This is a genomic window from Streptomyces cyaneofuscatus (assembly GCF_042718795.1).
GTDB classification, from domain to species: Bacteria; Actinomycetota; Actinomycetes; order Streptomycetales; family Streptomycetaceae; genus Streptomyces; species Streptomyces cyaneofuscatus_A.
Genome location: NZ_JBHXOX010000009.1, coordinates 240,162 through 257,515 on the forward strand (window position 1 = coordinate 240,162; position 17,354 = coordinate 257,515).

Sequence of the window (17,354 nt, forward strand, 5' to 3'; positions counted from 1 at the left end):
TCTCACGCCTCGGCGAGGCGAATCGCGTACCGGATGCCCTCCAACTCCCGGCGCGATCGCGCCGACAGCTCCCGACCATCCAACATCACAGGCAGGGATGCGCGTAGTTCGTTCCCGATCACGGTTCCGGGGCGTAGCAGGTTGGGACGAGCGGCGACCAGGGCCCACAGGGTGTGGACGTTCAGATCGAAGAACCCGAAGTCCGGAGTCAAGCCCCGCACGAGGTGACGCATCAGCTTGTCCCCAGGCCACGGGCCTGGGGACGTTTTGGCGATGAAGTCGTCGGACAGCTGGATATGCGGTGCCTCTCCGATCCAGTACGCCCAGTAGTTGAGGTTCGCTGCCTCGCCCGCGTCGTCATCGGTGAGGGCCGTGGTGATGAAGTGCTTCATCCGGTCTCGGTCGCCCTGCCTGGCGGCGACGGCCGCGACCGAACGGGCGTTGAGCCAGTTGGCCAGCCAGCCCTCCGGGCGCTCGGCCCGCTGCTGTTGGGCCAGCCACTCGGAAGTGTCGGATGCGGCGTCGTACCCGGCGAGGTAAAGGGCCTGGCGGCGTAGCAGAAAGCTGTCCCTGCCGTGCGCCTGCTCTGCCGACTCGCGCATACGGGAGAAGAAGCGCCTGTGGTCGGCAGCAGCGAGCTCCGGTCCTCGCGGTACGGGGCCTCGGCGTGGTCGCGGCGGGACAGGCAGCGTGTGCAACGGTGTTGGAGTCACGCCGTTGAGCGGCCAGGACAGCACCTCGACCAGTCCGCGCTGCATGACCCACGCGCCGAGCGGGCTGTCACGGGCAGGTACGTCCTCGTCGAGAGCCGCTCCCAGAAGTACGTCGGCCTCCATGGCCCGTTCCAGAGTCATCAGCAAGGCCGGCGCACTACCCAGCCGTAAGAGCTGATGGCGGTACACGAGCATCTGCCCGACCGGCACAGCGATCAGGGGGCGGCGCCCCGACTCCCAACCTGCGACGGTGTCGGGCGAAATTCGCAGCTGCTCCGCGAGGGAGTCCTGGGTGTGGCCCAACTGCTCGCGAATCAGGCGGAACACGTAACCGGACACGGTGCCGCCACGGCTCCTCTGTGTCCTTCCCTGACCGCTGGTCAGGGAGGTGCGTGTGCCGTTGTCCATGGTGTCCCCCTTGCCTGTCGACCGCAGTCGGACACCCGTACTCGCGGTCAGTTCAAGCGGCGGCCCCCGTTCCCTACCTTCGTAGTCACAGTGACGACCGGGCAACTGAGCGTAGTGGAAGGGCGGAGTCGTGACGATGACGATCAAGGTGTACGAGGTGGACCGCGAGGGCGGTACCCGGGTCATCCGGCCGGAGACCGAGGTGGCACCACTGGAAAGGCCGGAGTACGCGCCCGAGTACCCCGCTTGCGCATGCCTCACCTGTTCCGAGGGGGCCTCGTGAAGACCACTTCCACAGGCGACACCGCCTACAAGACCTGGCTTGGGCACACTCAGCGCTGTGCCGTGTGTCGTGCCAGGGTCTCGTGTGCGACGGCCACCCGGCTCGGCCGGGCCTGGCGGGAGGCTCGCGGGTGAGGTGTTACGTGGAGGGCGACGCGCACGACTTCCCGATTCAGGACGTCACCGGTGCCTACTGCCCCGAGCACGGGGTGACGTTGCTCTGGCGTGGTGAGCCGATCGCCGGGGCCGATCTGGTCCAGGAGGCGGACACCTCCTGGGGCGAGCTGCTGCCCGGGGCGGATGGCCGGTACAGCGTGGTCTGCCGTGGTGCCTCGGTCTCGGACCTGGCCGCCGCGCACGCGGTCTGCCGGCAGGCGGACTGCGGCTGTCCGTGTCACGTGACCGCCACCGCCCTCCGGGAGGACGGATGAGCGTCAGCTTGTCGCCGACGGTTGTCCGTACGTGTGAGGCGTGTTGGCGTGCGCCGGTCACGGCTGTCCGGCGCACCGCGAACGGGCGGGATCTGTTGTGCCGGGGGTGCGCCGAGGGCGGCTGTCCGCGCCGGGTCGACCTCTTTCCGCCGTACGGGATCTACCGGCTGCGCCGCCCGGGCAGCCGAACCAATCCACTCCATGAAGGAGACGCATGATGAGCAGCACCGCACTGATCGATGACGGTAAGCATGGTGGGCCGCCGTCGGACAAGCCGTGGACGCCGCCCCAGGAGCCGAAGCCGTCCCCGGACGGCAGCCGCCCCAAGTTCGCCCCGCAGTCGTGAGTACCGCACACACCGCCCCTACCTATCCGGGGCTGGTTCGGGGCCTTGCCGATCGGGGGTTGGTGGATGCCCGGTGGCGGCGGGTGTTCGAGGCTGTGCCGCGTAGCCGGTTCGTCCCGGCCAATGTGTGGCGGCAGTTGCCCGACCGGTGCGAGTTGGTCATCGGGACGGAGCAGTGGCTCGCCCTGGTCAACAGCGACGAACCCGTTGTCACGCAGCTTGATGACGGGGCCGAGGGTGGGCCGGGTGTGGCGACGTCGTCGAACTCGATGCCGTCGATGGTGGCCCGGATGCTCGGGCTCCTCGCTGTGGAGGACGGGCAGCGGGTGCTGGAGATCGGGACCGGGACGGGGTATGTGGCCGCGCTGCTCTGCGAGCGGCTCGGCGACGACCTCGTCCACAGCATCGAGCTGGATCCTGTCGTGGCCCGGCAGGCGGCGGAGGCTCTTGCGCAGGCCGGGTACCGGCCGCATCTGCGGGTCGGGGACGGCGAACAGCCCTGGCCCGGCCTCGGGCCGGTCGACCGGCTGATCGCCACCTGCGCCCTGCGGCACGTCCCGTACGTGCTGCTGCGGCAGGTGCGGCCCGGCGGGGTTCTTGTCGCCCCGCTGGCCCGGGAGTTCTGGTCCGGGGCCCTGGTCCAGCTCCATGTCCAGGGCGACGGCACCGCGACCGGTCCGTTCCGCGGCGGGGCGACGTACATGCCGATGCGCTCCCACCGCGTCCCCGACCTGCACGAGGTGCGGGAGAAGGGGCGGGCCCGGGCGGCCGGTCTGGATCCGGGCCGGCTCCTCGATCTCGGGTTCGCCCTGTATGCCGGGGCCCGGCTGCCCGGTGTACGGCTCGTCCATCAGAACACCCCGGACGGTGTCCAGGTGTGGGCGACCCACCAGGACGGGGGCGCCGCTACGGCTGCCACGGGGGAGGAGGTGTGGCAGTACGGGCCCGGCTTCCTGTGGGAGGAGATCGAACAGACCTGGTGGGAGTACGAGACCGTCGGGCGGCCCGACGCCGAACAGTTCGGGCTCACCGTGACCGACCGGGGGCAGCAGGTATGGCTGCGAGATCCGCGCGAGGTCATCCGACCCAGCAGGCGGTAACCGGCCGCCATGGCCGCAGAGACGTAAGACGCATGCCAGAAGGGGTGTCCGACTGAGATCAGTCGGACACCCCTTCTACCAGCGGTAGCGGTGGGATTTGAACCCACGGTGACGGGTTACGCCACACTCGCTTTCGAGGCGAGCTCCTTCGGCCGCTCGGACACGCTACCGAGAGAGAGCTTAGACCATCCCGGGGCGTGCACAGAAATCGGTTCCCGGGGGCGGGGCCGTGGCCGGTCAGAGTGTGCGGAAGAAGGCCGTCAGTCGGGTTGCGCAGTCGGCGTCCAGCACGCCCGCGACGACCTCCGGGCGGTGGTTCAGGCGGCGGTCGCGGATCACGTCCCAGAGGGAGCCGGCCGCGCCCGCCTTCTCGTCGCGGGCTCCGTAGACGACCCGGGCGACCCGGGACTGGACCAGGGCGCCCGCGCACATCGTGCAGGGCTCCAGGGTGACCACCAGCGTGCAGTCGGTCAGGCGCCACTCGCCGACCGCCTCGGCCGCCCGGCGCAGGGCCAGGATCTCGGCGTGGGCCGTCGGGTCGCCGGTGGCCTCGCGCTCGTTGTGGGCGGCGGCCAACTCGGTGCCGTCGGGGCCGAGCACGACGGCGCCGACCGGTACGTCACCGGCCGACGCCGCCCGCTCGGCCTCGGCCAGGGCGCGGCGCATCGGGGCCTGCCACGGGTCGCGTACGGGATCCGAGGCGGGCCGGGAGGAGGGGGAGGAGGAAGGGTTCGGCGGGCTTGCGGTCACCCGCGGACCCTAACGGACGGGAAGGGGGAGGGGCGGGAGAGCGTCCGGCGATCAGGGCCGCCCGACGCCCCCTAGCGGACCGCCTCCAGAACCTCGGCCGCTCCCAGCGCGTCGGCGATCTCCGTCAGCGCGTCGGTTCGCAGCGTCAGCAGGTCCTTCTCGGAGACCCCGAAGTCGGCAAGGATGCCCAGCTCGCCGATCGGGCCCGCCGGTACGGAGTCGGAGTCGGGATCGGAGTCCGTATCCGCTTCAGGGGTGGTTGTGGTGGTGGTGGTGGACGAGGACGCGAGGCGGGTCGGGCCGTCCGGGTCGTCGTCCTCCGTGCCGTCGAGGTCGACGAGCTCTTCCAGCGCGGCGATCTCGTCCTCGGCCCCTGGATCGCGGCCGAGCAGTTCGTCGGTGAGCAGGATCTCCCCGTACGAGGAGCGGGCGGCGGCGGACGCGTCCGAGACGTAGATACGGGGGTCCTCCTCACCGTCCACCCGGAGGATGCCGAACCAGGCGTCCTCCTGCTCGATGTAGACCAGGACCGTGTCCTCGTCCACCGAGGCCTCCTGGGCCAGATCCGTCAGGTCGGACAGGGTCTCCACATCGTCGAGCTCTGTATCGCTCGCTTCCCACCCGTCTTCGGTGCGCGCGAGCAGTGCGGCGAAGTACACCGTGACTCTCCCACTGGTCATAGGTGAATCGGTCCGACGGGAGGGCAGATGGAGAAGTCCGTCTGCTCTGAGCCCCGCCCAATCGGCATCGTGGCAGAAACAAGCGCCGAGCGAGACCTCTTCGACCGTTGCGTCGGCCATCAGTTCCAGGAGTGCCTGCTCGGACGTCCGCCTGACGGACCCGATCAGCGGAGGGCGTGCGCCGGTGGTACGGACCCGCTTCACCAGCGGAACGTACGCATCCGCATCTGTTGGCGCATACGGGCCGCACGGGCTCGGCGCGGCTGCACCCGGTCGCGTAGCTGCTTGGCCTCATGGAGCTCGCGGAGGAACTGTGCCCGTCGTCGGCGCCGGGCCGCGTCACTCTCCTGCGCGTCCGTGACATCACCTGTCATGTCGCGCGCCGGCTCGCGTGTCGTGTCGCGCGGCTCGCGCGCGTCGCTCACTCCGCGTGAGACCGCGTTCCGCCGCCGTTCCCCGTCCGCCATCGACATACCACCCCAACCCTGGGTCCGTATGCCCCCACCTTCCCCCCGAACAGGTGGTTGATGCCAGCGCAGGGTGCCGGAAGGCGCGGTTACTGTTGACGCATGCGGATCCACGTCGTCGACCACCCGCTGGTGGCGCACAAACTGACCACGCTGCGCGACAAGCGCACCGACTCCCCGACCTTCCGGCGCCTCGCCGACGAACTGGTCACCCTCCTCGCCTACGAGGCCACCCGGGATGTGCGGACCGAGCAGGTCGACATCGAGACCCCGGTCACGCCCACGACGGGCGTCAAGCTCTCGCACCCCCGGCCCCTCGTCGTCCCGATCCTGCGCGCCGGTCTCGGCATGCTGGACGGCATGGTGCGGCTGCTGCCCACCGCCGAAGTGGGCTTCCTCGGCATGATCCGCAACGAGGAGACGCTCCAGGCGGAGACGTACGCGACCCGGATGCCGGAGGACCTCTCCGGCCGCCAGGTCTACGTCCTCGACCCGATGCTGGCCACCGGCGGCACGCTCGTCGCCGCCATCCGCGAGCTGATCAAGCGCGGCGCCGACGACGTCACCGCCGTCGTCCTCCTCGCGGCGCCCGAGGGCGTCGAGGTGATGGAGCGCGAGCTGGCGGGCACCCCCGTCACCGTCGTCACCGCCTCCGTCGACGAGCGGCTCAACGAGCACGGCTACATCGTGCCGGGCCTCGGCGACGCCGGCGACCGGATGTACGGGACCGCGGAGTAGCCACCCGTACGGGCGGAGTGGCCATCCATACGGCCCGACGGCAGAACGGCACGGTGCCCCTTCCGCGTACGTGGTGGAAGGGGCACCGGTGTGTCCGCGCGTGTCCGCGTGTGTTGTTCAGCCGCTCTTCGTCGTCGGAGTCGTCGCGCAGGACGCCGAAGGCGCCGGGGACGGCTTCGTGAGGGCCGTCATGGCGGCCGTGGCCTCCGCCGGGGTGCTGAACGCCTTGAACTTCGCGCCGAGGATCAGGTCGACCTCGGCGCTCTTGCGCTGGTCGGTCTTCTGCACCGTGCCCGGCAGTTGCGTGCCCAGCACGGTGAAGCTGCCGCCGGCCGCCGCGATCGGGGCGCCGAGCAGCACACCGGGACCGGGGACCTTCTTGTCGTACGCCTTCGGGGCGTTGCCCACCTCGCCTACGGTGAACCCGCGCTTCTTCAGCTCGTCCGCGGCGGCCTTGGCGAGCCCGCTGGTGGTCGTCGCGTTGTAGACGTTGACCTTGATGGCGGCCGGCTTCGGGAGCGCCTTCGCCGGGGCCGCGGGCTTCGGCGTGGGGCAGTCCCGCTGGTGGCCGGCGGCGCTCGCGCTCTTGTCGCCGCCCGTGAAGACGTCGATGAGCTGCAGTGTTCCCCAGCCGGCGAGGCCGAGGGCGACCACGGCCGAGACGCCCACGAGGACGATCCTGCGGCGGTGCCGGGGGCGGCGCATGCGGGGGTAGGTGTCGCCCGTGATGCGGTACTTTCCGCCCATGCCGGGGGGAGTGAGCATGCTCATGGAGGCAGCGTAGTGCGACCCCGTGATGCTGCGTACTAAATGATCAACGTATGGCACCCGGATGAGCGCGAAAGCACCCGAAAGGCCCGAATTCGCGTGCGGACGCCGGGGGGCTGTTATGAGGGTGATACGTACGGATGCGCGGCGCGCGTGCGCTGGAGGTGTGGCGGCGTCAGCCCAGGTCGAGGACGCGTGCGTGCAGCACCTGGCGCTGCTGGAGCGCGGCGCGGACCGCCCGGTGCAGCCCGTCTTCGAGGTACAGGTCCCCCTGCCACTTCACGACGTGGGCGAAGAGGTCACCGTAGAACGTGGAGTCCTCGGCGAGGAGGGTCTCCAGGTCCAGCTGTCCCTTGGTGGTCACGAGCTGGTCCAGGCGAACCGGACGCGGCGCGACATCCGCCCACTGTCGGGTGCTTTCCCGGCCGTGGTCGGGGTATGGCTTCCCATTTCCGATGCGCTTGAAGATCACACGGAAAGCCTACCGGGCAAGGGGCGCCGGGCGCAGCCACGGAACCTCACTGCGGTGGCCCGCGAAACGTTGTAGAGCGCCGCATAGCGCTGGATACCGGGGCAGGGGTTCGCCCGTACGAGTGGGCAGGCCGCAGGCGGGGTGGTGTCCCAACGTTCGCCTGCGGTAGGCGGTAGGCGGCAGGTCGCATACCGATCGCGGCACCCCGACCGCGGCTTCCTGCCCGTGAACCTTTTCCCTTGCTCAGGCGTCTGACCTGATGACGGACGGCTGTGTCGACCACCCCGGGAGGGCGCGTGGCAAGGAAGGACCGGACGGCGGAGGCGGCGGAGGAGAAGGCCCGCGAGAAGTGGATGGCGCGCTTCCAGGTACGGCTGGCCATGCAGCCGGGTGTGGACCGGGCCGTGGTGCTCCAGGCGGTCAAGGAGGTCACGACGCACTGCGCGGATACGGGGGAGAGCCCGCAGACCGCTTACGGGGACCCGGACGCCCATGCCGTGCGGACCGCCGAGCGGCTGGTGCCGACGGACGTCGCGGCGCGCGCGAAGCGGCAGGATGCGGCGGTGGACAAGCTCGGCTCCGCGTTGAAGAGGGCGCGGGACATCACCGGTCTGTGACTTGTCGAAGCGATGTCCACCGCTCACGGTTCCGTGGCGTGACGGGCTCCGGTGTGTTCGCTCCGTTGTGTTTGCTCCGGTGTGTTTGAACGGGACGGAGCGGGTCAGGCGGGGGGAGAGACATTGCCGAGCGATCAGGGTGTGAGTGACATGGCTGCTGATGAGAAGGCCCAGGCCAAGACCGAGCAGGCCAAGGGCAAGGTCAAGGAAGCGGCCGGACGTGCCGTGGGCAACGAGCGCCTGACGGCCGAGGGCCGGACGGACCAGGCCAAGGGCGACGCCCGTCAGGCCAAGGAGAAGGTCAAGGACGCTCTCACCGACTGAGGTCCGGCCGAGGCCCGACTGAGGTCCGGTCCCGCGTACCACGACGGCGACGGCCCCGCAGGAGATCGCTCCTGCGGGGCCGCGCCGTGTTCTGTGCCAGGACGTGGGCCCTCACCCGTGACGTGGGCCCTGATCCATGACGTAAGCCCTACTCCGTGACCTCGTGGCCGTGGCCGTCGTGCAGGCCGCCGCCGCTGCCCGGCGTGCCGGTGCTCGGGACCGGCTTGACCGGGCGGGTCAGCGAGCGCAGGTCGTGGGCGTACGTGCCCACCGCGTTGGCGATCACGTCGATGTTGACGTCGAAGTGCCGCATGCTGATGTTGTCCAGGTCGTCGCAGGCCGCGTGGTAGCACGGGTCGTACGCGACGTCCGCCTTTCCGCCGTACACCTTGGCCTGGGCCGCCGTCTTGATGCCCTCGGCGCCCGTGAACGTACCGCCGGAGGGGATGCCCACCTCGATGAACGGGCCGTAGTCCGAGCGGCCGGTGAAGTCCGTGCCCTCGTGCTTCTTGCCCTTGCCGTCGAGGAACTTGTTGATGTCCCGCTCCAACTGGGCCGAGCCCTCCGGGCCGGGGCCCGCGCCGACGCCGTCGGAGTCGTCGCCGTCGTAGACGAACTGGACGCCGTTGGGCGAGGCGATCATGTCGAAGTTCAGGTAGAGCTTGATCTGCTGGCGCTGCTGCTCGGTGAGCCCGGCGACGTACGCCTCCGAGCCGAGCAGGCCGTTCTCCTCGGCCGACCACCAGGCGAAGCGGACCTTGTTGGCGGGCTTGCTCTTCGACTTGGCCAGCTCCTGGGCCACTTCGAGCAGTCCGGCCGAGCCCGAGCCGTTGTCGTTGATGCCGGGGCCCTCGGTGACGGAGTCGAGGTGGGCGCCGAGCACCACGGTGTTCGCCGCCTTGCCGCCGCGCGTCTCCGCGATGACGTTGCGGGTGGTGCGCTCCTCCTGGAGCTGGCGGACCTCGAAGGAGACCGTCACCTCGCCGCCGGCCAGGTCGGCGACGAGCTGTTCGCCTTCCGCCTGGCTGATGCCGCCGGTCGGGATCCTGCCCGCCGCGGCGTCGCCGAGCGTGCCGGAGAGGAGGCCCTCGGTGTTGTTGTAGATGACCGCGCCGGCCGCGCCGGCCGTCGCTGCCGCCGCCTGCTTGTCGGCGAAGGGGCAGCCGCCGCGCTTGATCAGCGCGATCTTGCCGGTGAAGTTCGCCGAGGCGTAGTCGGACGCCTCGCAGCCGGAGGTGTCATCGACGGGGACGTTGACGAGTCCCGCCGTCAGGCCGCCTACCCTGGTCGACGGGGTGTACGTCATCGCCTTGATCGTCACGTCGCGGGGCGTCGGCGACACCACGGCGAGCTTTTCGGCCAGCGTCTGCGTGTACGGGAAGCGGAAGGTCTGGTACGAGACCTGGTACCCGGCGCGCTGGAGCTGCCGGTAGACGTACGCCGCCGAGGCATCGTGGCCGAGCGATCCCGCCGCGCGGTGACCGTCGGCCGAGTCGGCTATCGCCTGGAACTGCTGGAGGTGGCGGTAGGCGTCCCCTGCGGACGCGTTCTTCACCAGCTCCCGGGACAGCTTGACCGCCTCCTTCGAGGCGTCCTTCGAGTGGCCTGACCCGTGCGAAGGCCCGTGGTTCGGGGCTGCGCCCAGGAGGAGCGGCGTGGCCAGAGCGGTGGCGGCCACAACTGCCATGGCTCTGCGACGTGTTGCGTGCACAAGAGTCCTTCCGGTCGAGACGTGACGGAGGTGCGCTTGGAGATGCGAACGAACGTGCTGCGAAAGCTGTTGCGAAAGCTAGCGAGTGGGGCGGCCCCTGGGAACACCAGTGGCCGATTTTGATCGTTTCCGCCGGGTGTTCTGTCCGACTGCGTGCTGAGCTGTGCATTCCGGTCACCCCTTGGCCTTGGGTGAGCCGTTGGCCTTGGATGAGCCGTTGGTCGTTTTCGCTGTCTTCGCCGTCTTTGTTGCCTTCGCCGTCTTGGCCGCTTTGGCCGCCGCTTTTGCCTCCTGCTTGTACGCGCGTACTTCCGCCAGTGACTCCGGTCCGGTGATGTCGGCGACCGACCGGCGCGAGCCGTCCTCCCCGTACGCCCCCGCCGCCGCCCGCCACCCCGTGGGACGTACGCCGAACTGCTTGCCGAGCAGCGCCAGGAAGATCTGGGCCTTCTGGGTGCCGAAGCCCGGCAGGTCGTTCAGCCGTCGCAGCAGCTCCTGCCCGGTGCCCGCGTCCCGCCACACCGCGCTCGCGTCGCCCCCGTACTCCGCCACCAGGTACTGGCACAGCTGCTGGACCCGCCCCGCCATGGAGCCGGGGTAGCGGTGGAGGGCCGGTTTGGTGGTGAAGAGGGCGGTGAAGGCGTCGGGGCCGTAGGCGGCGATCTCCGCCGCGTCCAGGTCGTCCGAGCCCATCCGCTCCGCCAGCGTGTACGGGCCGGTGAACGCCCACTCCATCGGGACCTGTTGGTCCAGCAACATGCCGATGAGGGCGGCCAGGGGGCTGCGGGCGAGGAGCTCGTCCGCAGCCGGCTGCTGGGCGATCCGCAGGGTGAGGTCCTTGCCACTGTCGCTCTTGGTCATACCTTCGATGATCCCGAGGGCGGGCGCCGACGGCGACTCCAGTGAGTCCAGTCGCGCCGATGGGCTTCGCGCAGGAGGGGGTACGCGATCGTGCTCGCGCTGTCGCCGTACGTGTTCGGGCGCGGGTGCTACGGGGCGAGCCGGTCGGCCCGCATGCGGAGGTAGCGGGCCTCGGGTTCGCTCAGGGTGGCGTCGGCGGCCGCGCGATAGGCGGTACGGGCGGCGCCCGACTCCCCGGCCCGCTCCAGGAGATGGGCGCGTACGGCGTCGAGCCGGTGGTGGCCGCCCGACGTCCCCGCCAGCGCGTCGACCTCCACCAGCCCGGCGCGCGGCCCGTGCACCATGGCCACCGCGACCGCGCGGCCCAGAGCGGCGGCGGGGTCCGGGGTGCGGTGCACGAGGAGCTCGTACAGGGCGAGGATCTGCGGCCAGTCGGTGTCCTCGGCGCGCCCGGCCTCGTCGTGCAGGGCGGCGATGGCGGCCTGGAGCTGGTAGTCCCCGGCCGGCCCTTGGGTGAGCGCCTCCTCGGCCAGCGCGGTGCCTTCGGCGATGGCCGTACGGTCCCAGCGGGCCCGGTCCTGTTCGTCGAGGGGGATCAGCTCGCCGTCGGGCCCGGTGCGCGCCGGAGTGCGCGCCTCGGTGAGGACCATGAGCGCCAGCAGCCCGGTCACGCGCCCCTCCCGGGGGAGGAGCCGGCGTACGGCACGGGTGAGCCGGATCGCTTCGCGCGCCAGATCGGTGCGGTGGAGGTCGGGGCCCGCGGTGGCGGTGTACCCCTCGTTGAAGATCAGGTAGAGGACCTGGAGGACGGCCGCGAGCCGCCGGTCGCGGTCCTCGGGCTCCGGCCGCCGGAACTCCGCCCCGCGCACCGCCCGCTTCGCCCGGCTGATCCGCTGCGCCATCGTCGCCTCCTCCACGAGGTGGGCGCGGGCGATCTCCGCCGTGGTGAGCCCGCCGACCGCGCGGAGGGTGAGGGCGATCTGGGCGGCGGGGGTGAGGGCGGGGTGGCAGCAGAGGAAGAGGAGGGTGAGGGTGTCGTCCTCGGAGGGCGCCCGCCCGCCCCGGCCGGTGAGGCCTTCCCCGGGCGGCGGGGCGACGAACGCGTCCGCCGGCGGGGCCACGAACGCGTCCGCCGGGGTGAGGGCCGCCACGGTCTCCTCACGCCGCCGACGGGCTTCGTCGCTGCGCAACCGGTCGGTGAGGCGCCGGGAGGCGACCCGGATCAGCCAGCCGCGCGGATTCTCCGGAACCCCGTCCTCCGGCCACTGCGCGGCGGCCGCGATCAGGGCTTCCTGGACGGCGTCCTCGGCCGGGTCGAAGTGCCCGTAACGGCGGACGAGCGCGCCGAGGACCTGCGGCGCGTGGCGGCGCAGCAGGTCCTCGATGTCGTGGTCGTCGCCCGTACGGTCTGCCTTCAGTGGTTGCTCCTGGTCGAAGCCTGCTCCTGGTCGAAGCCTGCTCCTGGTCGAACTAGTCGATCCCGCCGCCGATGGTCCGGATGAGCACCGGGTACTCGGGCGCCCCGGCCGGCTGCGGGCAGCGTGCCACGCGGGCGGCGATCTCGGTCACCCGCTCCAGGCTCTCGCACTCGAGGATCCAGAACCCGGCGAGCAGCTCCTTCGTCTCGCTGTACGGCCCGTCCGACACCACCGGCCGCCCCTCGGCGTCGAGGCTGACGGCCCGCCCCTGCGCGGGCTCCGTGAGCCCGTACGCGGTCACCAGCTCACCCGACTCGGCGAGGTCGTCGTTGATGCTGCCCATGTGGGCGAACATCTCCTGCATGGCCTTCTCGTCCCAGGCCGGACTGTCCGCCGACCCCTTGCCGGACTGCGCGTCGTAGTCCGCCTGGCTGCCCTGGACCATCACCAGATACTTCATGACCGTCGCCTCCTGGAAGCACGTTCTTCGTTCTCTTCTTCGTTCTCTTCTTCTCCGCTTACACAGGGGACGTCGGGGCCGGGGCGGGGTTCTCGACACGACGCGCGGATTCTTTTCGGGATTCACCCGCCGGAGGGGTCGGAACGGGACGTTCAGTAAAGTTCGGCAACGTTGCGCCCACCCGCCTCCTCCGCAGCTGAACGAGGTCTCGACCGTGCCTGCCACCCCTCCTGCTCCTCCCGCCCCTCCCGCCTCTCCTGCCCCTCCCGTCGCGGTCGTGGGGATCGGCGCGGACGGCTGGTCCGGGCTGTCGGGTGGGGCGCGGGAGGCGCTGCGGGAGGCGGAGGTCGTGATCGGCGGGGCGCGCCAGTTGGACCTGCTTCCGCCGGAGTGCGCGGGCGTACGGGTGGCGTGGCCGTCACCGCTGCGCCCCGCCGTACCCCGGCTGCTGGCCGAGCACCGGGAGCGCCGGATCGCGGTGCTGGCGAGCGGGGACCCGATGTTCTACGGGATCGGGCGCGCGCTGGCGGAGGAGCTGGGCCCCAAGGCGCTCCGGGTCCTCCCGCACCCGTCCTCGGTCTCGTACGCCTGCGCGCGGCTCGGCTGGCCCCTGGAGGACACGGAGGTCGTCACGCTGGTGGGCCGCCCGGCGTCCCGCCTGGCCGTATCCCTCCACGAGGGCCGGAGGCTGCTGGCGCTGAGCGCGGACGCTTCGACGCCCGCGACGGTAGCGGCCCTGCTCACGGCCCACGGCTTCGGCCCGAGCCGTATGCGCGTGCTGGAACAGTTGGGCAGCGAGGCGGAGGCGTACGTGGACGGCTTCGCGGAGACGTGGACGCACGCGCCCGGGGACCGCCTGAACGTCATCGCGATCGACTGCCGGGCGTCGGCGGACGCGCTGCGGCTCGGGGCCGTACCGGGCCTGCCGGACGAGGCGTACGAACACGACGGCCAGCTCACCAAGCGCCACATCAGGGCCGCCACGCTCGGGGCGCTGGCGCCCGCGCCCGGAGAGTTGCTGTGGGACGTGGGCGGCGGATCGGGCTCGATCGCGATCGAGTGGATGCGCACGCACCCGACCTGCCGGGCGGTGAGCGTGGAGCGGGACCCGGCGAGGGCGGAGCGGATCGCGCGGAACGCGGACCGCCTGGGAGTCCCGGGCCTGCGGGTCGTCACGGGCCCGGCCCCCTCGTCCCTGTCTGAACTGTCTGAACTGTCTGAACTATCCGAGCTGTCCGAACTGGACGTGCCGGACGCGGTGTTCATCGGCGGCGGCCTGACGGCACCGGGCCTGCTGGACGCGTGCTGGGAGGCGCTGCGGCCCGGGGGCCGGCTGGTTGCGAACGCGGTGACGCTGGAGTCGGAGGCGCTGCTGGCCGAGCGGTACAGGGCGTACGGCGGTGAGCTGACCCGGCTGGCGGTGGCGCACGCGGTCCCGGTGGGCGGATTCACGGGCTGGCGTCAGGCGATGCCGGTGACGCAGTGGTCCGTACGCAAACCCTCAGTTTCAGGAGATCGAACATGACGGTGTACTTCATCGGTGCGGGCCCCGGCGCGGCCGACCTGATCACGGTGCGTGGCGCACGCCTGCTCGCCGCCAGCCCGGTCTGCCTGTACGCGGGCAGCCTGGTCCCGGTGGAGCTGCTGGCGGAATGCCCGCCTGACGCCCGCCTGATCGACACGGCGAACCTGGACATCGAGCAGATCACCGCGGAGCTCGTACGGGCCCATGCGGACGGCCACGACGTGGCGCGGCTGCATTCGGGGGACCCGTCGGTGTTCAGCGCGGTGAACGAGCAGATGAAGCGCCTGGACGAGGCGGGAATCCCGTACGAGATCGTCCCCGGCGTCCCCGCGTTCGCGGCGGCGGCCGCGGCCCTGAAGCGCGAGCTGACGGTCCCGACGGTCGGCCAGACGGTGATCCTGACCCGCATCGCCCAGCGCGCCACGGCGATGCCGGAGGGCGAGGACCTGGCCACCCTGGGCCGCAGCGGCGCCCTGATCGTCCTGCACCTGGCGGCCCGCTACGTGGACCGGGTGGTGGAGGAGCTGACCCCGCACTACGGGGCGGACTGCCCGACGGCGGTGGTCGCGATGGCGTCCCGCCCGGACGAGATCGTGCTGCGCGGGCCGTTGAACTCGATCGCCGAGCAGGTGAAGGCGGCGGGGGTGATCAGGACGGCGGTCATCATGGTGGGGCGGACGCTGGGGGCGGAGCAGTTCCGGGACAGCCACTTGTACGCGGTGGGGCGGGACCGGGGCGACTGCTGACGCAGTCCCGGGCCTGAACCCACCGGACACGCTCAGGGTGACGGCTCTCCCGCCAGGACGGTCAGGCGGAGTGCGGACCTGCTGCTTTCGGCAGCGCCCCGGCTCATGTCGAGCGACGATTGCCCGTGCTTTCGGAGAGTGCCACACCTGATAAAGATGAGGTCATAGATCAAATCCTGTGCTCAACGCGGGGCGCCAACCACATCGATGTACGGTGCCCCGCCGGCTTGTATCAGTGACTGGGGCTCCGCCGATCTCGCTGGATGCGGTACAAGCCACATCACAGGGTGATCAAGGCTTGTCCATGGGCTCGGGCAGGTGCGGAGCTACCCCTGGAAGATCCCGTGACCTACGATCACGCCCTGGATCACCAGGAAGGCATCGCAGCCAGGGGGGCATCATGGACTTTCTTATCGGCATCCTTCTGATCATTTTTGTGGCACCGTTGGTCGGGATCATCGGCCGATGGATCGAGAATTCTGGTCACGAAAGCTTGGGCAAAACGCTCTCTACCGGTGGATACCTGCTGGTGCTCGGAATCGCCGGATGGTTGATCATCCGCAGCTTCTGACTTCACGTGGCGATTTCCTGGGCCCGGATGCGTGCGCTACAGCACCGAAGAACAACAACCAGAGCCATCGTCCGTGCCCGGCAGTGCTCTTGAAACGCGCAAGGCGCATCTGTATGGCCGCTCTTGACTGATCCACATAGAACTGCGGATCAGAAGGTCGCAGGTTCGAATCCTGCCGAGTGCACAGCAGGTCAGGATCCCTGTGGAGCAATCCACAGGGATCCTGGCTTTGCCTTGCGGCACAGCGGCCGGCAACCGGCGGGTTGTCGCTCAGCCAGTCCTGCGGTGTGCGTGCCAGGCGGTGGCGGCAGTCGCGAGGCGCAGGGTCCACGGGCCGGGGTCGGCGTTGCTGATGTCGGACCAGAGATTGGCGTTGGCGGTGGCGAAGGCGGTGATGCCTTCGGCAGGGGCGGTGTGCCAGGAGGGGATTCCGGCGCCCCAGCGTTCGGCGGATGCGGGGGTGTGTCCGGCGGCGATGAGCCAGATGATCCAGTAGCCGGCGTCGAGCCAGGGGGCGCCTTGGGTGGCCCAGGCCCAGTCGACCAGGCGGGCGCGATCGCCTTGGGGGGCGTGGTCGTCGATGAGGACGTTGGTGTTGTTCAGGTCGGTGTGGAGCAGGTGGGTTCCGGCGAAGGAGTGGAGATCGTCGGGGTGGGCGGCGTAGGACTCCAGGCGCTGTTCGGCGTGGCGCAGTTCGATGTCAGGGCAGGCGGTCTTGCCGAGGCGGCGCAGGAGGGCAGCTACTTCGGGGAGGTCGGGGGAGTCGGGGGTGTAGTCGGCGTGGTGGCCGGCCAGGGCTTCACATCCGAGGAGGTCCCATCCGGCGGTTTCAACGCGCCAGCGGAGGGCGGGGGCCAAGCCGGTGAGGAAGGGGGCGACGGCGGCCTCCCGACGCTGGGTCCAGGCGCGGGGGTGGTCGGTGCGCAGGCCTTGATGTGCCAGGTGCCCGTGGTGGAGGTGACGCGGGCCGCGATCTCGCTGTTGAAGCCTTCGGTGGTCGCCTCGACCGTGAGGAGGGGGCCGGTGTGTTCTTCGACGGCGGTGCGGGCGGCGGGCGGCAGTCGGTCGAGGCCGATGCGGGTGGTCGCCATGGGGCTGCACTCTTCCATGGGTGCGGGCATGTGGGTGCGCACTGGTGCGGGGGCTTCGGGTGGAAGAACGCCCTCAAGCCCCCGCGGTTCTGTGCGGCCAGTTGTCTACCGGTAGGGGTTGTCCTCGTTGCAGCCCGGGATGGCCCCTTCGGCCAGCACCTCCAGGTCGTCCAGGAGGATCACTCCCTCGGGCTCCTCCAGGGCCGGAGGTCGGGGGCGGATCTCCACCATGACAGCGGTCATGACGCTTCCTCGTTTCCGTGTTGGCAGTAGGTGTTCAGTGGTGCCTTCGCCTCCTGGTACGCCTTGGCGAGCGGTCGGCAGACCCGGCAGGTGCCGGAGAGCTGACAGCCGCCGCAGCCACCGGTGCGAAGCATCTGGGCATCAGCGATGCGGGGCAGGCGGAGGAGTCCGTCCACGCCCTCGGTCATCTGCGTACCGGTGTGGCGGAGGCGGACGTTCCGGCTGAGGGTGCTCGGTTGGGGGGCCGGGCGTACCGTCCGTGCCGCCGTCGTCGCGGCGCTGCTGCTCGGTGCGAACGACGAGGAGCGGTCCGGTGCCGTGGCTGCCCTGCGGCTCGTGGGGCGCGTGTCAGTGGGCGTCTCGATCTGTCAGGGGCGGAGATCTCCCACACGTTGTTCTTGGAGGGCTGCCGGTTGGATGAGCCGGTCCGGCTGTACGGCGCTACGACTCGGACGGTCGTGATCGCGGACAGCGGGGTTCCGGGCGTCGACGCCGAACTCGCGCGCATCGGGGGTGATCTGGACCTGCGGCGGTCGACTGTCGCGGGCGGCGCTCTCAACTCCTTCGGCTGGGTGCTGACCACCGCCATCGTCGCCGGTGTCACCCGCGCTCTGCAGAAGAGCTGAGGGCAC

The 17,354-nt window shown here is 70.6% G+C and carries 21 protein-coding genes, 1 tRNA gene and 3 pseudogenes; 11 read left to right on the forward strand and 14 right to left on the reverse strand.

What is annotated here, in order from left to right; genetic code table 11:
* Positions 1 to 2: 2 nt before the first annotated feature.
* Positions 3 to 1,121, reverse strand: coding sequence for a helix-turn-helix domain-containing protein (locus tag ACFWRT_RS12900; RefSeq protein ID WP_380954480.1), 1,119 nt, complete (start codon positions 1,119 to 1,121; stop codon positions 3 to 5).
* Between the two features lie 130 nt (positions 1,122 to 1,251).
* Here ACFWRT_RS12900 and ACFWRT_RS12905 point away from each other — a divergent pair, with 130 nt between their 5' ends.
* From ACFWRT_RS12905 to ACFWRT_RS12920, 4 genes and pseudogenes are all read left to right on the forward strand, one after another.
* A complete protein-coding gene (locus ACFWRT_RS12905; protein ID WP_380954492.1) occupies positions 1,252 to 1,404 on the forward strand; it encodes a hypothetical protein in 153 nt (50 codons plus the stop codon).
* 130 nt (positions 1,405 to 1,534) lie between these two features.
* Positions 1,535 to 1,834: a hypothetical protein gene (locus tag ACFWRT_RS12910; protein ID WP_380954479.1), complete on the forward strand. Its 300-nt coding sequence runs from the start codon at positions 1,535 to 1,537 to the stop codon at positions 1,832 to 1,834.
* Positions 1,831 to 2,180: pseudogene (locus ACFWRT_RS12915) on the forward strand (hypothetical protein). The gene ACFWRT_RS12910 and the pseudogene ACFWRT_RS12915 overlap by 4 nt, the downstream one beginning before the upstream one ends.
* Complete coding sequence (locus tag ACFWRT_RS12920) at positions 2,177 to 3,280, forward strand: methyltransferase domain-containing protein (RefSeq protein ID WP_380954478.1); 1,104 nt, start codon at positions 2,177 to 2,179, stop codon at positions 3,278 to 3,280. Before ACFWRT_RS12915 ends, ACFWRT_RS12920 begins: the two are co-directional and overlap by 4 nt.
* 82 nt (positions 3,281 to 3,362) lie before the next feature.
* Here the strand turns inward: ACFWRT_RS12920 and ACFWRT_RS12925 are convergent.
* The 4 genes from ACFWRT_RS12925 to ACFWRT_RS12940 all read right to left on the reverse strand — a co-directional run bounded on the left by ACFWRT_RS12925 (position 3,363) and on the right by ACFWRT_RS12940 (position 5,183).
* Positions 3,363 to 3,450 (reverse strand) — tRNA-Ser (locus ACFWRT_RS12925).
* 67 nt (positions 3,451 to 3,517) lie between these two features.
* Positions 3,518 to 3,946 (reverse strand): tRNA adenosine(34) deaminase TadA, encoded by a 429-nt coding sequence (gene tadA, locus ACFWRT_RS12930; RefSeq protein ID WP_380954491.1) that lies wholly within the window; start codon positions 3,944 to 3,946, stop codon positions 3,518 to 3,520.
* A gap of 155 nt (positions 3,947 to 4,101) precedes the next feature.
* The gene (locus tag ACFWRT_RS12935) at positions 4,102 to 4,689 is read right to left on the reverse strand and encodes a tRNA adenosine deaminase-associated protein (RefSeq protein WP_380954490.1); all 588 of its coding nucleotides are present in this window, start codon (positions 4,687 to 4,689) and stop codon (positions 4,102 to 4,104) included.
* Positions 4,690 to 4,910: 221 nt separating this feature from the next.
* The gene (locus ACFWRT_RS12940) at positions 4,911 to 5,183 is read right to left on the reverse strand and encodes a hypothetical protein (RefSeq protein WP_380954476.1); all 273 of its coding nucleotides are present in this window, start codon (positions 5,181 to 5,183) and stop codon (positions 4,911 to 4,913) included.
* Positions 5,184 to 5,279: 96 nt separating this feature from the next.
* Here ACFWRT_RS12940 and upp point away from each other — a divergent pair, with 96 nt between their 5' ends.
* Positions 5,280 to 5,915, forward strand: a complete 636-nt coding sequence (gene upp / locus ACFWRT_RS12945) for a uracil phosphoribosyltransferase (RefSeq protein WP_018513622.1) — start codon at positions 5,280 to 5,282, stop codon at positions 5,913 to 5,915.
* 117 nt (positions 5,916 to 6,032) lie between these two features.
* Here the strand turns inward: upp and ACFWRT_RS12950 are convergent, their stop codons facing one another.
* Together ACFWRT_RS12950 and ACFWRT_RS12955 are read right to left on the reverse strand one after the other, a co-directional pair.
* Positions 6,033 to 6,662 (reverse strand): LytR C-terminal domain-containing protein, encoded by a 630-nt coding sequence (locus ACFWRT_RS12950; RefSeq protein ID WP_380954488.1) that lies wholly within the window; start codon positions 6,660 to 6,662, stop codon positions 6,033 to 6,035.
* Between the two features lie 196 nt (positions 6,663 to 6,858).
* Positions 6,859 to 7,155 carry a type II toxin-antitoxin system VapB family antitoxin gene (locus tag ACFWRT_RS12955; RefSeq protein WP_003967677.1) on the reverse strand — a complete coding sequence of 99 codons (297 nt, stop codon included), beginning with the start codon at positions 7,153 to 7,155 and terminating at the stop codon, positions 6,859 to 6,861.
* A gap of 296 nt (positions 7,156 to 7,451) precedes the next feature.
* Here ACFWRT_RS12955 and ACFWRT_RS12960 point away from each other — a divergent pair, with 296 nt between their 5' ends.
* Both ACFWRT_RS12960 and ACFWRT_RS12965 read left to right on the forward strand, forming a co-directional pair.
* Positions 7,452 to 7,772: a hypothetical protein gene (locus tag ACFWRT_RS12960; protein WP_380954474.1), complete on the forward strand. Its 321-nt coding sequence runs from the start codon at positions 7,452 to 7,454 to the stop codon at positions 7,770 to 7,772.
* Positions 7,773 to 7,922: 150 nt separating this feature from the next.
* The gene (locus ACFWRT_RS12965; protein ID WP_380954472.1) at positions 7,923 to 8,096 is read left to right on the forward strand and encodes a CsbD family protein; all 174 of its coding nucleotides are present in this window, start codon (positions 7,923 to 7,925) and stop codon (positions 8,094 to 8,096) included.
* Between the two features lie 148 nt (positions 8,097 to 8,244).
* On the opposite strand, the gene ACFWRT_RS12970 is transcribed toward ACFWRT_RS12965, so the two are convergent.
* From ACFWRT_RS12970 to ACFWRT_RS12985, 4 genes are all read right to left on the reverse strand, one after another.
* Positions 8,245 to 9,783 (reverse strand): M28 family metallopeptidase, encoded by a 1,539-nt coding sequence (locus ACFWRT_RS12970; protein ID WP_380954471.1) that lies wholly within the window; start codon positions 9,781 to 9,783, stop codon positions 8,245 to 8,247.
* Between the two features lie 198 nt (positions 9,784 to 9,981).
* Positions 9,982 to 10,668 (reverse strand): HhH-GPD-type base excision DNA repair protein, encoded by a 687-nt coding sequence (locus ACFWRT_RS12975; RefSeq protein WP_380954469.1) that lies wholly within the window; start codon positions 10,666 to 10,668, stop codon positions 9,982 to 9,984.
* Between the two features lie 128 nt (positions 10,669 to 10,796).
* The gene (locus ACFWRT_RS12980; protein WP_380954487.1) at positions 10,797 to 12,086 is read right to left on the reverse strand and encodes an RNA polymerase sigma factor; all 1,290 of its coding nucleotides are present in this window, start codon (positions 12,084 to 12,086) and stop codon (positions 10,797 to 10,799) included.
* Positions 12,087 to 12,138: 52 nt separating this feature from the next.
* On the reverse strand, positions 12,139 to 12,546 hold the full coding sequence (locus ACFWRT_RS12985) for a YciI family protein (protein ID WP_380954468.1): 408 nt from the start codon (positions 12,544 to 12,546) through the stop codon (positions 12,139 to 12,141).
* Between the two features lie 214 nt (positions 12,547 to 12,760).
* On the opposite strand from ACFWRT_RS12985, the gene cbiE reads away from it, so the two are divergent.
* The 3 genes from cbiE to ACFWRT_RS13000 all read left to right on the forward strand — a co-directional run bounded on the left by cbiE (position 12,761) and on the right by ACFWRT_RS13000 (position 15,388).
* Positions 12,761 to 14,071, forward strand: coding sequence for a precorrin-6y C5,15-methyltransferase (decarboxylating) subunit CbiE (gene cbiE, locus ACFWRT_RS12990; protein WP_380954467.1), 1,311 nt, complete (start codon positions 12,761 to 12,763; stop codon positions 14,069 to 14,071).
* Complete coding sequence (gene cobM, locus ACFWRT_RS12995; RefSeq protein ID WP_380954465.1) at positions 14,068 to 14,817, forward strand: precorrin-4 C(11)-methyltransferase; 750 nt, start codon at positions 14,068 to 14,070, stop codon at positions 14,815 to 14,817. The genes cbiE and cobM overlap by 4 nt, the downstream gene beginning before the upstream one ends.
* Positions 14,818 to 15,217: 400 nt before the next feature.
* The gene (locus ACFWRT_RS13000) at positions 15,218 to 15,388 is read left to right on the forward strand and encodes a hypothetical protein (RefSeq protein WP_380954464.1); all 171 of its coding nucleotides are present in this window, start codon (positions 15,218 to 15,220) and stop codon (positions 15,386 to 15,388) included.
* A gap of 270 nt (positions 15,389 to 15,658) precedes the next feature.
* On the opposite strand, the pseudogene ACFWRT_RS13005 reads toward ACFWRT_RS13000, so the two are convergent.
* From ACFWRT_RS13005 to ACFWRT_RS13015, 3 genes and pseudogenes are all read right to left on the reverse strand, one after another.
* Positions 15,659 to 16,479 (reverse strand): annotated as a pseudogene (locus ACFWRT_RS13005) (aminoglycoside phosphotransferase).
* A gap of 105 nt (positions 16,480 to 16,584) precedes the next feature.
* A complete protein-coding gene (locus ACFWRT_RS13010; protein ID WP_380954463.1) occupies positions 16,585 to 16,722 on the reverse strand; it encodes a hypothetical protein in 138 nt (45 codons plus the stop codon).
* Positions 16,719 to 16,910 (reverse strand): annotated as a pseudogene (locus tag ACFWRT_RS13015) (radical SAM protein); the annotation flags it as partial. The gene ACFWRT_RS13010 and the pseudogene ACFWRT_RS13015, both read right to left, overlap by 4 nt.
* A gap of 225 nt (positions 16,911 to 17,135) precedes the next feature.
* On the opposite strand from ACFWRT_RS13015, the gene ACFWRT_RS13020 reads away from it, so the two are divergent.
* A complete protein-coding gene (locus ACFWRT_RS13020) occupies positions 17,136 to 17,348 on the forward strand; it encodes a hypothetical protein (RefSeq protein WP_380954462.1) in 213 nt (70 codons plus the stop codon).
* The last annotated feature ends 6 nt before the right edge of the window (positions 17,349 to 17,354 follow it).